Source organism: Zoogloea sp. (assembly GCF_041908905.1).
Classification (GTDB): domain Bacteria; phylum Pseudomonadota; class Gammaproteobacteria; order Burkholderiales; family Rhodocyclaceae; genus Zoogloea.
In genome coordinates this window covers 17,240-30,446 of record NZ_JAYREK010000045.1, presented here as the reverse complement: position 1 = coordinate 30,446, position 13,207 = coordinate 17,240, and the positions used below count along the sequence as shown (strand labels likewise).

Annotated in this window: 13 protein-coding genes and 1 pseudogene; all 14 read left to right on the top strand. The window is 66.4% G+C overall.

Annotated elements, in window-relative coordinates; translation table 11 throughout:
• Nucleotides 1-120, top strand: a pseudogene (locus ACE3OU_RS16985) (IS1595 family transposase); the annotation flags it as partial.
• 140 nt (nucleotides 121-260) lie between these two features.
• A complete protein-coding gene (locus ACE3OU_RS16980; protein WP_374242736.1) occupies nucleotides 261-710 on the top strand; it encodes a CBS domain-containing protein in 450 nt (149 codons plus the stop codon).
• 219 nt (nucleotides 711-929) lie between these two features.
• The gene (locus ACE3OU_RS16975; RefSeq protein WP_374242735.1) at nucleotides 930-2,606 is read left to right on the top strand and encodes an AMP-binding protein; all 1,677 of its coding nucleotides are present in this window, start codon (nucleotides 930-932) and stop codon (nucleotides 2,604-2,606) included.
• A 312-nt stretch (nucleotides 2,607-2,918) separates the two neighbouring features.
• Nucleotides 2,919-4,583, top strand: a complete 1,665-nt coding sequence (ilvB, locus tag ACE3OU_RS16970; RefSeq protein ID WP_374242734.1) for an acetolactate synthase large subunit — start codon at nucleotides 2,919-2,921, stop codon at nucleotides 4,581-4,583.
• 18 nt (nucleotides 4,584-4,601) lie between these two features.
• Nucleotides 4,602-4,940 carry an acetolactate synthase small subunit gene (gene ilvN, locus ACE3OU_RS16965; RefSeq protein ID WP_141349265.1) on the top strand — a complete coding sequence of 113 codons (339 nt, stop codon included), beginning with the start codon at nucleotides 4,602-4,604 and terminating at the stop codon, nucleotides 4,938-4,940.
• Between the two features lie 111 nt (nucleotides 4,941-5,051).
• Complete coding sequence (aroC, locus tag ACE3OU_RS16960) at nucleotides 5,052-6,191, top strand: chorismate synthase (RefSeq protein ID WP_374242733.1); 1,140 nt, start codon at nucleotides 5,052-5,054, stop codon at nucleotides 6,189-6,191.
• 86 nt (nucleotides 6,192-6,277) lie between these two features.
• Nucleotides 6,278-6,511, top strand: a complete 234-nt coding sequence (locus ACE3OU_RS16955; protein ID WP_374242732.1) for a YdcH family protein — start codon at nucleotides 6,278-6,280, stop codon at nucleotides 6,509-6,511.
• Nucleotides 6,512-6,606: 95 nt separating this feature from the next.
• On the top strand, nucleotides 6,607-7,758 hold the full coding sequence (locus ACE3OU_RS16950) for an MFS transporter (protein ID WP_374242731.1): 1,152 nt from the start codon (nucleotides 6,607-6,609) through the stop codon (nucleotides 7,756-7,758).
• Nucleotides 7,759-7,786: 28 nt separating this feature from the next.
• A complete protein-coding gene (locus ACE3OU_RS16945; RefSeq protein ID WP_374242730.1) occupies nucleotides 7,787-8,641 on the top strand; it encodes a M48 family metallopeptidase in 855 nt (284 codons plus the stop codon).
• Nucleotides 8,642-8,679: 38 nt separating this feature from the next.
• Nucleotides 8,680-10,089, top strand: a complete 1,410-nt coding sequence (gene leuC / locus ACE3OU_RS16940; protein WP_374242729.1) for a 3-isopropylmalate dehydratase large subunit — start codon at nucleotides 8,680-8,682, stop codon at nucleotides 10,087-10,089.
• A gap of 11 nt (nucleotides 10,090-10,100) precedes the next feature.
• On the top strand, nucleotides 10,101-10,229 hold the full coding sequence (locus ACE3OU_RS16935; RefSeq protein WP_374242728.1) for an entericidin A/B family lipoprotein: 129 nt from the start codon (nucleotides 10,101-10,103) through the stop codon (nucleotides 10,227-10,229).
• Complete coding sequence (gene leuD, locus ACE3OU_RS16930) at nucleotides 10,230-10,868, top strand: 3-isopropylmalate dehydratase small subunit (RefSeq protein WP_374242726.1); 639 nt, start codon at nucleotides 10,230-10,232, stop codon at nucleotides 10,866-10,868. It begins immediately after the preceding gene.
• A gap of 55 nt (nucleotides 10,869-10,923) precedes the next feature.
• The gene (gene leuB / locus ACE3OU_RS16925) at nucleotides 10,924-11,985 is read left to right on the top strand and encodes a 3-isopropylmalate dehydrogenase (protein ID WP_374242725.1); all 1,062 of its coding nucleotides are present in this window, start codon (nucleotides 10,924-10,926) and stop codon (nucleotides 11,983-11,985) included.
• 38 nt (nucleotides 11,986-12,023) lie between these two features.
• A complete protein-coding gene (asd, locus tag ACE3OU_RS16920) occupies nucleotides 12,024-13,148 on the top strand; it encodes an aspartate-semialdehyde dehydrogenase (RefSeq protein ID WP_374242724.1) in 1,125 nt (374 codons plus the stop codon).
• Nucleotides 13,149-13,207: the final 59 nt, after the last annotated feature.

Sequence of the window (13,207 nt, the reverse complement as noted above, 5' to 3'; positions counted from 1 at the left end):
ACGCACTACCTCCCGAACTATCTGGGCTGGCGCCGGGCACTCGACACGCGCCGACTTGATACGCCCGACAAGATGCTCCTCGCCGCTATCGGAGTATTTCCACAGGCAACGGTGACATAGCCTTTTCTTTTGGCGGGCGCCGTGCCGGCGGCTAACTGGGGTAAATCCCTATCCCTGCCGCCTTCTCGCCGCGCGGGCAATCGAATAACATGGTTCCCGATATTGACTCCGGCGTTCGACGCCACCACGAGGATAAAAAAATGCTGGTCAGCGAAATTCTGGCGATCAAGGGCAAGGTTCTGTTTACGGTTTCATCCAACCGGGCGCTGTCCGAGGCCGTGGCGATCATGACGGAGCAGGATGTCGGCTCCCTGGTGGTGTTCGACAAGGGGCGCATGGTCGGCCTGCTGACCTTCCGCGAAGTGCTGGTCGCCACCCAGAAGGCCGGCGCCGACTGGCAGTCCCTGCCGGTCGAGGACGCCATGATCAAGAACCCCGTGGCTGCCGGCGTGAACATGCAGATGGACGAACTGCGCCGCCTGATGGTCGAGAATCACCAGCGCTACCTGCCGGTGATGGACGACACGACCCTGATGGGCGTGGTGTCCTTCCACGACGTGGCCAAGGCCGTGCTCGAAGAGCAGAGCTTCGAGAACCGCATGCTCAAGAACTACATCCGCAACTGGCCCGCCGAGGACGACGCGGCCTGATTGCAGCTCCGGGCGTCCGCCTGGAGGAGGCAGACGGATGACGGGCCGTTCCGTGCGGCGGCCCGATGGCAAGGCGTATCAAGAGAACACGGCGTATCAAACGCCGGTCGAAGACGCTGGAGGCAGACATCTCCGGTGCCGGACCGTCCGCGGAGGGCGAGGCGCCGGATGTGCCGGCTCCGGTCGCTGAGGTGAACCGCCGACACCAAAGGAGACGCAATGGACAAGATCTGGCTGAACAGCTACCCCCCGGGCGTGCCCGCCGAGATCGACGTCACGGAGTTCAGCTCCCTCGTCGACCTGTTCGACAAGGGGGTGGGCCGGTTTGCCGAGCGGACGGCCTACATCAACATGGGCAAGTCCCTCAGCTATCGCGAGCTGGAGGTGTTGTCCGCGCAGTTTGCCGGCTACCTGCAGGGTGAGCTGAAGCTCGCCCCTGGCGCCCGCGTCGCCCTGATGATGCCCAACTGCCTGCAGTATCCGATTGCCATGTTCGGGGTCCTGCGCGCCGGCTACACGGTGGTGAACGTCAACCCGCTCTACACCGCCCGGGAGCTCGAGCATCAGCTGCACGACGCCGGCTGCGAGGCGATCGTCATCGTCGAGAACTTCGCCCATACGCTGCAGGAGGTCGCAGGGCAGGTCGGCGCGCTGCGCCACGTGGTGGTGACGGGGCTCGGCGACATGCTCGGCTTCCCGAAGTCGATGCTGGTGAACTTCGTCGTCCGTCACGTCAAAAAAATGGTGCCGGCCTGGAGCCTGCCCCGGGCGGTGAACTTCCGCACGGCGCTCAACCGTGGCGCGGCTCATCCGCTCCGGCCCGTGCCGCTCACCCATGACGACCTCGCCTACCTGCAATACACCGGCGGCACGACCGGCGTCGCCAAGGGGGCGATGCTGACCCACGGCAACATCATCGCCAACCTGCAGCAGGCCCACGCGTGGATCGCGCCCTACGTGAAGGAAGGCGAGGAGCTGATCGTCACCGCCTTGCCGCTGTATCACATCTTCTCGCTCACCGCGAACTGCCTGACCTTCTTCAAGATCGGCGCCAGCAACCTGCTGATCACCAATCCCCGCGACATTCCCGGCTTCGTGGCCGAGATGGCGAAGTACCCGTTCACCGCGATCACCGGCGTCAACACGCTGTTCAACGCGCTGCTCCACAACCCCGACTTTGCGAAGCTGGATTTTTCCAGCCTGAAGATCGCCCTCGGCGGCGGGATGGCGGTGCAGCAGGCCGTCGCGGAACGCTGGAAGGCGCTCACCGGCAAGACCCTCGCCGAAGCCTACGGTCTCACCGAGACCTCGCCGGCGGTGTGCATCAATCCGCTCGACCTGCCCGAGTTCAACCATTCGATCGGCCTGCCGATCTCGTCCACCGACGTCAGCCTGCGGGACGACGAGGGCTACGAGGTGTCGCCGGGGGTGCCCGGCGAGCTGTGCGTCAAGGGGCCCCAGGTGATGAAGGGCTACTACCGCCGCCCCGAGGACACCGCCCGCGCCTTCACTCACGACGGCTACCTGCGTACCGGCGACGTGGCCGTCATCGACGAGAGCGGCTTCGTGCGCATCGTCGACCGCAAGAAGGACATGATCCTGGTCTCCGGCTTCAATGTTTATCCCAACGAGGTCGAGGACGTGGTGGCCTCCCACCCCGGCGTGCTCGAGGTGGCGGCCCTCGGGGTGCCGGACGAGCATTCGGGAGAGGCGGTCAAGATCTTCGTCGTCCGCAAGGAACCGGCCCTCACCGCCGAAGCGCTGATCGCCCACTGCCGCGCCGGGCTCACCGGCTACAAGGTGCCGAAGTTCGTGGAGTTCCGCGACGAGCTGCCCAAGAGCAACGTCGGCAAGATCCTGCGCCGGGTGCTGCGCGATTCGCATCCGGCCGCGTGAGCGGCGGGGCGATCCCCGGAGCGGGTGGTGCGTTGCAAAAAACTGCTTGTGTTTACCGCGCTTTATGCCAATAATCCGAGCACTGTCTTATACATGACTGAACAGCCCCGATGAACCGTAACGCCGCCATCCTCTCGCTCGACGTCGTCGTTGTACGCGTAGTAGGCGTAGGTGTCCGCGCGTCGTAAGGGTTGCTGGCAGTAGATCAGAGATTTCAGACCCCCGCCGGCGCGCAACCGGCGGGGGTTTTGTCGTTTTGTCGCACCCCGGCCCGGACTGCAGTACGGCTCCCAAGCCCCTAGGAGAACATCGATGATGCAAATGACTGGAGCAGACCTGATCGTCAAGCTGCTCGAACGGCAAGGAATCAGCACGATCGCCGGCGTGCCCGGCGGCGCTGCGCTGCCCATGTACGACGCCCTGTCCAAGAGCGAGACGATCCACCACGTGCTGTGCCGCCACGAGCAGGGCGCCGGCTTCATCGCCCAGGGCATGGCGCGGGTTTCCGGCCGCCCCGAGGTCTGCCTGGCCTCCAGCGGCCCCGGCGCGACCAACCTGGTCACCGCCATCGCCGACGCCAAGCTCGACTCGATCCCGATGATCGCCCTCACCGGCCAGGTGCCGCTGTCGATGATCGGCACCGACGCCTTCCAGGAAGTCGACACCTACGGGATGACCATCCCCATCACCAAGCACAACTTCCTGGTGCGCTCGGCGAAGGATCTGCTCAACGTCATCCCCGCGGCCTTCCGCATCGCCATGTCCGACCGCCCGGGCCCGGTGCTGATCGACGTGCCGAAGGACGTGCAGAACCAGATGGTGAGCTTCGACGACTACCCCGCCGTGGTGGTGCCCGATGCCGCGCCGCAGTTCGACATCGCGCTGGTCGAAGAGGCCGCGAAGATGATCGAGGCCGCCGAGCGCCCGGTGCTCTACCTTGGCGGTGGCGTGATCCACTCCGGCGCCGCGGCGATGGCCGTCACGCTGGCCGAGCAGGCGTCCCTGCCCACCACCATGACCCTGATGGCCCTGGGCGCGATGCCGATGGACCATCCGCTCGCCATCGGCATGCTGGGCATGCACGGCGCGCGCTACACCAACTACGTGCTCGAAGAGGCCGACCTGCTGATCTGCGTCGGCGCCCGCTTCGACGACCGCGCCATCGGCAAGACCGCCGAGTTCTGCCCGAACGCCAAGATCATCCACATCGACATCGACCGCTCCGAACTGCACAAGGTCAAGAACGCCAACGTGGCCATCGCCGGCGACGTGGGTCAGGTGCTCGCCGAGCTGCTGCCGCGGGTCAAGCCCCAGCTGCGCAAGCGCTGGCTGTCCCATGTCGAGAGCCTCAAGGGCCGCTTCCCGCTGGCGATGCCCGGCGTCGAAGACCCGCGCTCGCCCTACGGCCTGATCCACGCGGTGGCCAACTGCCTCGACGACAACGCCATCATCACCAGCGACGTCGGCCAGCACCAGATGTGGGTGGCCCAGGCCTACCCGTTCCGCCGCGCCCGCCAGTGGCTCAACTCCGGCGGCCTCGGCACCATGGGCTTCGGCTTTCCGGCGGCGATCGGCGCGGCGCTGGCGGCGCCCGACCGCACCGTGGTGTGCTTCTCGGGTGACGGCAGCCTCAAGATGAACATCCAGGAGATGGCCACCGCCGCCCAGGAGAACGTCAACGTCAAGATCATCCTGATGAACAACCAGTCCCTCGGCCTGGTGCATCAGCAGCAGAACCTGTTCTACGGCAAGCGCATCATGGCCTCCCGCTACGAGCGCCCGACCGACTTCCTGAAGATCGCCGAAGGCTTCGGCATGCGTGCGGTCGACCTCGACCCGTCGCCCAACCCCCGCGCGACCCTGGCCGAAGCCCTGCACACGCCCGGCCCCTGCCTGATCCACGCGACGATCGACCCCAACGAGTTCGTCTACCCGATGGTGCCGCCGGGCGCCGCCAACTCCGAGATGATCGGCTGAGCCAGAGGAGAGAAAACGATGTCCGAACAAAACGCCAAGCCTCTTTCCGAGTTCATCCCCGATGTGCCGGAAACCACCGGTTTCAACAAGGTCGTGCTGGAACTCGGCGTGGCCAACCACCCGGGGGTGATGAGCCACATCTGCAACCTGTTCGCCCGGCGCGCCTTCAACGTCGAGGGCATCCTGTGCATGCCCGTCGGCTCCGGCGAGACCAGCCGCATCTGGCTGCTGGTGTTCGAGGACCAGCGCCTCGAGAAGATGATCCGCCAGGTCGAGAAGCTCGAGGACGTGCGCTACGTCGAGCGTCACGCCGGCGACCACCCGGTCTTCGGGCGTCTCGACGAGTTCTTCCAGTAAGCCGTCCGGCGCGGCTGCCGGCCGAGGGTCGGCGGCAGTGCTAGACTGTGTGCCGCACATGTCGGCCGGCGTCGCCGGCCGTTTTCCATTCTCATCCTTCGCGAGTCTCCCATGTCCGGTAATACGATCGGCAAGCTGTTCTGTGTCACCTCCTTCGGCGAATCCCACGGCCCGGCCATCGGCTGCGTGGTGGATGGCTGCCCGCCGGGGCTGGCGATCAGCGAGGCCGACATCCAGGCCGAGCTCGACCGGCGCAAGCCCGGCACCTCCCGCCACGTCACCCAGCGTCGGGAGCCGGACAGCGTGGAGATCCTGTCGGGGGTGTTCGAGGGTGTCACCACCGGCACGCCGATCGCACTGCTGATCCGCAACCAGGACCAGCGCTCCAAGGACTACGGCAACATCGCCGAGAGCTTCCGCCCGGGCCACGCCGACTACGGCTACTGGCAGAAATACGGCATCCGCGACTACCGCGGCGGTGGCCGTTCGTCGGCGCGGGAGACCGCAGTGCGGGTCGCGGCCGGAGCGATCGCCCGCAAGTGGCTCTTCGAGCGCTACGGCATCGTGATCCGCGGCTACATGGCCCAGCTCGGCCCCATCGAGATCCCCTTCGCCGCCTGGGGCGACGTGGCCGGCAACGCCTTCTTCGCGCCCAACCAGGCCATCGTGCCCGAGCTCGAGGCCTACATGGACGCGCTGCGCAAGTCGGGCGACTCGGTGGGCGCGCGCATCAACGTGGTGGCGAGCGGCGTGCCCGTCGGCTGGGGCGAGCCGGTGTACGACCGCCTCGACGCCGATATCGCCTACGCCATGATGAGCATCAACGCCGTGAAGGGCGTCGAGATCGGCGCGGGGTTCGCCAGCGTCGCCCAGCTCGGCACCCAGCACTCCGACGAGATGTCGCCCGAGGGTTTCCTGTCGAACCAGGCCGGCGGCGTGCTCGGCGGGATCTCCACCGGCCAGGACGTAGTGGTGAGCATGGCCATCAAGCCGACCTCCAGCACCCGCCTCGATCGTCAGTCCATCGACAAGGCCGGCGAGCCGGTGGTCGTGAACACCCACGGCCGCCACGACCCCTGCGTCGGGATCCGCGCCACGCCGATCGCCGAGGCCATGCTGGCGATCGTCCTGATGGACCATGCCCTGCGCCACCGGGCCCAGAATGCCGATGTCACCACCACGACGCCCAGAATCGCGGGGCTCGCCCCGGCGGGCGCCCAGGGTGTGCCGTCCCCGCGCGCCGGGGATTGACCCCCGTCAACTTTCCAGGCGCCCCGGCGGCGTAAAGTGAATCGCACGCAACATTGGCTATTCATCTAGAAAGAGGGAGAATCGGCATGCAGCAACATGATCTGATCCACGAATTGCCCGAGTTCAAGGCAAAAGTCGACGTCCTGAAGGCGTCGAACGGTGAGTTTTCCCGCCTCGTCGACGAGTACGAAGCGGTCAACCGGCAGGTGGTGAACGTCGAGACCAACATCGAGCCGGCCACCGATTTCGCGCTCGAAGACATGAAGAAGCGCCGCCTGATGCTGAAGGATCAGCTCTACGACATCCTGAAGGCCGCCTGACCAGCCTGAACCCGGCGTGATCCGGGACAGAAAAAAGAGCGCTCGCGGGCGCTCTTTTTTTCATCCGACAGCCGTCCTGCCCCGAAGCCCTCCCCATGATTCCGTACTGGCGCCTGTCCGGTTATTACTTTTTCTACTTCGCCTTCGTCGGGGCCTTTTCGCCGTATTTCAGCCTCTACCTCCAGTCGATCGGCCGCTCCGCGGCGCAGATTGCGGTGCTGATGTCGCTGATGTCGGTGATGCGCATGCTGGCCCCGGCGATGTGGGGCGCGCTGGCGGACCGCCTGGGCGTGCGGGTGCCGATCGTGCGCCTGTCGGCGCTGCTGTCGATGCTCGGCTTCGCGGGCTTCCTGGTCAGCGACGCCTACGCCGCACTGTTTGCGAGCATGGCCTTCCTGGCCTTCTTCTGGAGCGCCGCCTTGCCCCTCGTCGAGGCGCTCACCTTCGCCCACCTGGAAGGGCAGGCCAGCCGCTACGGCAACATCCGGGTGTGGGGCTCGGTGGGCTTCATCCTGGCGGTGCTGGGCCTGGGGTATCTGCTCGACGATCTGCCCGTCCGCACGGTGCTGTGGGTCACCCTGGCCACCCTTGGCGGCATCCTGGCCTGCGCGCTGGCGATCCCCGAGGCGCACCGGCCGGTGTCTGCCGCGCTCCATGATCCGCTGGGCGCCATCCTGCGGCGGCCCCAGGTGCGCGCGTTGCTGCTGGCCTGCTTCTTCATGTCGGCGGCTCATGGTGCGCTGTACGTCTTCTACTCGATGCACCTGGTGGCCCACGGCTACAGCAAGACCCTGGTCGGCTGGATGTGGACCCTCGGGGTGGTGGCCGAGATCGCGGTGTTCATGGGCATGCCCCAGCTGTTGCGAGCCTTCTCGTTGCGGGGCATCCTGGTGTTCAGCTTCGCGACGGCGATCCTGCGCTTCCTGGTGATCGGCTGGGCGCCGGACTCCCTGGCGCTGCTGCTGTTCGCCCAGCTGCTCCACGGGGCCACCTTCGGCGCCTACCATGCGGCGGCGGTGGCGGCGGTGAACGAATGGTTCGGCGCCCGCCATCAGGCCCGCGGGCAGGCCCTGTACGGCAGCGTCTCCTTTGGTGCCGGAGGGATGATCGGCGGCGTGCTCAGCGGCTACACTTGGGACTGGGTCGGATCGGCGTGGACGTATTCCCTGGGCGCCCTGTTTGCGTTGATGGGCTTGTTGGTGCTCGTCGGCGGCTGGCGGGAGCCCTCCGCGGAAGAGCAGGTCTGAAGAGCATGTTCGAGTTCGGGAGAACGGAATGATGAGAGTTCTTGCGGTGCTGCGTCGCCGCCTGGTGGGGGTGCTCCCCCTCGTGCTGCTGGCGGGGCTCGTGACCGGCTGCCAGACCGTCCAGACGACCCATGGTGGGGTGGTCGGCGTCGACCGCGAGCAGCGGATGATGGTGTCGGCCAGCGAGATGGCCTCGGCCTCGGCCCAGAGCTACCAGAAGATCCTGCAGGAAGCCCGCCAGAAGAATGCCCTCAACCGCGATCCTGCCCAGGTGGAGCGGGTGAGGGGCGTGGCGCGGCGGCTGATCCCTGCCACAGGGGTGTTCCGGCCGGATGCGCCGTCGTGGAAGTGGGAGGTCAATGTGCTGAGCTCCAACGAACTCAACGCCTGGTGCATGGCGGGCGGCAAGATCGCCTTCTACACCGGGATCATCGACCGCCTGCAGCTCAGTGACGACGAGATCGCCGCCATCATGGGCCACGAGATCGCCCACGCCCTGCGCGAGCACGCCCGTGAGCGGGCTTCCCAGGCCATGGTCACCAACATCGGGGTCAGCGTGCTCGGCGCCGTGCTGGGGGCGGGGCAGGCCGGCACCGATCTCATCGGCATGGCGGCCAAGGTGAGCTTCCAGTTGCCCAACAGCCGCGAGCACGAGACCGAGGCAGACCGCATGGGGGTCGAGCTGGCCGCCCGCGGGGGCTACGATCCGCGCGCCGCGATCACCCTGTGGCAGAAGATGGCCAAGGCTTCCAACGGCGGACCGCCCCAGTGGCTGTCTACGCACCCGTCCAACGAAACCCGCCAGGGGGACCTCGCCCAGTACGCGGCGCGGGTGATGCCCCTCTACGAGCAAGCTACTCAGCGGCCGAGGGCTGTGAAATAATAAAAGTTTAATTGCCCCTAAACGTCCCTCATTCGCCCATGCAAGCGCAAACGCTCTACGAAAAATTGTGGTCCAGCCACGTGGTGCACGTCGAGGACGACGGCACCGCGCTGATCTACATCGACCGTCACCTGGTTCACGAAGTCACCAGCCCGCAGGCCTTCGAGGGCCTCAAGCTGGCGGGGCGCAAGCCCTGGCGCGTGGATTCCATCGTCGCGACGGCCGACCACAACACGCCCACCGACCACTGGGAGCAGGGCATCCTCGACCCGGTTTCGCGCCAGCAGGTCGAGACCCTCGATAGCAACATCCGCGAGGTCGGGGCGCTGGCCTACTTTCCGTTCAAGAACGAACGCCAGGGCATCGTCCATGTGATCGGCCCCGAGAACGGCGCCACGCTGCCGGGCATGACCGTCGTCTGCGGTGACTCCCACACGTCCACCCACGGCGCCTTCGCCTGCCTGGCCCACGGCATCGGCACCTCCGAGGTCGAGCACGTGATGGCCACCCAGTGCCTGCTCCAGAAAAAGTCCAGGACCATGCTGATCCGCGTGGAGGGCGAGCTCGGGGCCGGTGTGACCGCCAAGGACATCGTGCTGGCCATCATCGGCCGCATCGGCACCGCTGGCGGCACCGGCTACGCCATGGAGTTCGCCGGCAGTGCGATCCGCGGCCTGTCGATGGAAGGGCGCATGACCATCTGCAACATGGCCATCGAGGCCGGCGCCCGCGCCGGTCTGGTGGCGGTTGACGACAAGACCATCGACTACCTCAAGGACCGCCCGTTCTCGCCCAAGGGCGAAACCTGGGATCGTGCCGTCGATTACTGGCGCACCCTGCACTCCGACGAGGGCGCCCAGTTCGACGCCGTGGTCGAGCTCGACGCCGCGCAGATCCTGCCGCAGGTCACCTGGGGCACCTCGCCCGAGATGGTCGCCGCCATCGACGGCATCGTCCCCGATCCGGCCCTCGAGTCCGACCCGGTCAAGCGCGAGGGCATGGAGCGCGCCCTGCAGTACATGGGTCTCAAGGCACGCACCCCGATCGCCGAGATCCCGGTCGACAAGGTCTTCATCGGTTCGTGCACCAATTCGCGCATCGAAGATCTCCGCGCCGCCGCCGAGGTCGCCAAGGGGCGCCGCAAGGCAGACAGCGTCAAGCAGGTGCTGGTGGTGCCGGGCTCCGGCCTCGTCAAGCGCCAGGCAGAAGCCGAAGGCCTCGACAAGATCTTCCTGGCCGCCGGTTTCGAGTGGCGTGAGCCGGGCTGCTCGATGTGCCTGGCGATGAACGCCGACCGCCTGGAGCCGGGCGAGCGCTGCGCGTCCACCTCCAACCGCAACTTCGAAGGCCGTCAAGGCGCTGGCGGGCGCACCCACCTGGTGAGCCCGGCGATGGCCGCGGCGGCGGCCGTCACCGGCCATTTCGCCGACGTCCGCACGCTGGCCTGAGGACGGCGAGCATGCGTAAATTCGCCGCCATCACCGGCCTGTTGTTCGCCATGTCGCTGCTGAGCGCCTGCAACACCGTGCAGGGCCTCGGCAAGGATCTTGAAAAGGGTGGCGAAGCCATCCAGAAGGTAGCCAAGTAAATGAAGCCTTTCCAGAAACTCGACGGCCTCGTGGCGCCCATGGATCGCGCCAACGTGGATACCGACGCGATCATCCCCAAGCAGTTCCTCAAGTCGATCAAGCGCAGCGGCTTCGGCCCCAACCTGTTCGACGAGTGGCGCTACATGGATGTCGGCCAGCCCGGCCAGGACAACTCCGGCCGCCCGCTGAACCCCGACTTCGTACTCAACCAGCTCCGCTACAAGGGCGCCGAGATCCTCCTCACCCGCGACAACTTCGGCTGCGGCTCCTCCCGCGAGCACGCCCCGTGGGCCCTTGAGGATTTCGGCTTCCGCGTGCTGATCGGGCCGAGCTTCGCCGACATCTTCTTCAACAACTGCTTCAAGAACGGCCTGTTGCCGATCAAGCTCGCCGCCGAGCAGGTCGATGCGCTGTTTGCCCAGTGCCACGGCAGCGAGGGCTACCGCCTCACCGTCGACCTTCAGGCCCAGACCATCACCCGGCCCGACGGCGCGGTGATCGCCTTCGACGTGGATCCCTTCCGCCGCGAGTGCCTGCTCAATGGCTGGGACGACATCGGCCTGACCCTGCGCCACGCCGACAAGATCCGCGACTTCGAAGCGAAGCGCCGCATTGCCCAGCCCTGGCTGTTCGCCTGATCGCCCGGCGGCTCCTCGCCGCCAGCACAATCCAACGATAAAAACGGAAAACCACATGAAAATCTGCGTTCTGCCGGGTGACGGCATCGGCCCCGAGATCATCGACCAGACCCTCCGCGTCCTCGAGGCCCTGCGTGGCGACGGCGTCAACTTCGAGGCCGAGTTCGCCCTGGTCGGCGGCGCCGCCGTCGACGCCACCGGCAAGCCCCTGCCCGAAGCCACTTCCAAGCTCGCCGACGAGGCCGACGCGCTGCTACTGGGCGCCGTGGGCGGCCCCAAGTGGGACAGCTATCCCCGCGATCAGCGCCCCGAACTCGGCCTGCTGGGCATTCGCAAGCAGCTCCAGCTGTTCGCCAACCTGCGTCCGGCCATTCTCTACCCCGAGCTCGCCAACGCCTCGTCCCTGAAGCCCGAGATCGTCTCCGGCCTCGACATCCTGATCGTCCGCGAACTCACCGGTGACATCTACTTCGGCCAGCCCCGCGGCATCCGTGAGGAAAACGGCGAGCGCGTCGGCTTCAACACCATGGTGTATGCCGAGTCCGAGATCCGCCGCATCGGCAAGGTGGCCTTCGAGGCTGCCCGCAAGCGCAACAAGAAGCTGTGCTCCGTCGACAAGATGAACGTCCTCGAGACCACCCAGCTGTGGCGCGACGTGATGATCGAGCTGTCCGCCGACTACCCGGACGTCGAGCTCACCCACATGCTGGTCGACAACGCCGCGATGCAGCTCGTCCGCGCGCCCAAGCAGTTCGACGTGATGGTCACCGGCAACATGTTCGGCGACATCCTGTCCGACGAAGCCTCCATGCTCACCGGCTCCATCGGCATGCTGCCGTCGGCCTCCCTCAACGCCGCGGGCAAGGGCATGTACGAGCCGAGCCACGGCTCCGCACCCGACATCGCCGGCAAGAACCTGGCCAACCCGCTGGCGACCATGCTGTCTGCCGCCATGATGCTGCGCTACAGCTTCAACCTCGAAGCCCAGGCCGCGCGCATCGAGAGCGCCGTCAAGAAGGTTCTGGCCGCGGGCTACCGCACCGGCGACATCTACGAGCCGGGCACCCGCCGCGTGGGCACCAAGGAAATGGGCGACGCGGTCATCGCGGCGCTGTAAGCATCAGCACGACAATTCAAATCTCATCGGGGATAACTATGAAAAAAGTGGGTCTGGTTGGCTGGCGTGGCATGGTTGGCTCCGTGCTCATGCAGCGCATGCGCGAAGAAAACGACTTCGCACTGATCGAGCCGGTGTTCTTCACCACCTCCAATACGGGCGGCAAGGCGCCGAACTTCGGCAAGGAAGCCCCCGCGCTGAAGGACGCCAAGAGCATCGACGAGCTGAAGGCGATGGACATCATCATCACCTGCCAGGGTGGTGACTACACCAACGAGGTCTACCCCAAGCTGCGCGCCGCCGGCTGGAACGGCCACTGGATCGACGCCGCCTCCTCGCTGCGCATGGATCCGAAGGCCGTGATCATCCTCGATCCGGTCAACATGAACGTCATCAAGGATGCCCTCGCCAAGGGCGGCCGCGACTGGATCGGCGGCAACTGCACCGTCTCGCTGATGCTGATGGCCCTCGGCGGCCTGTTCCAGCGCGACCTGGTGGAGTGGGCGACCTCCATGACCTACCAGGCCGCCTCCGGCGCCGGTGCCCAGAACATGCGCGAGCTGCTGTCCCAGATGGGCGAACTCAACCGCTCGGTCAAGGAACTCCTCGACGATCCGGCTTCCGCGATCCTCGACATCGACCGCGAAGTCGCCGGCACCATGCGCGACGAAGCCTTCCCGTCGTCCAACTTCGGCGTGCCGCTGGCCGGCTCGCTGATCCCGTGGATCGACAAGGACCTGGGCAACGGCCAGTCCAAGGAAGAGTGGAAGGGTGGCGTCGAGACCAACAAGATCCTCGGCCGCGGCGAGGGCTTCGGCTCCCCGGCGGTGCCCATCGACGGCCTCTGCGTGCGCATCGGCGCCATGCGCTGCCACAGCCAGGCGCTGACCCTCAAGCTGAAGAAGGACATCCCCCTCGACGAGATCGAAGGCATGCTGGCCAGCGCCAACGACTGGGTCAAGGTCGTCCCGAACCAGCGCGAAGCCTCCATGCGCGACCTCACCCCGACCGCCGTCACCGGCACCCTGACCGTCCCGGTCGGCCGTCTGCGCAAGCTGGCCATGGGTGGCGAGTACCTGTCCGCCTTCACCGTCGGCGACCAGCTGCTGTGGGGCGCTGCCGAGCCGCTGCGTCGTATGCTGCGCGTTCTCCTCGAAGCCTGATTGCATCGACACGGCTTGAAAAAAGGCGGCTCAGGCCGCCTTTTTTCTTTAAGGTCTGC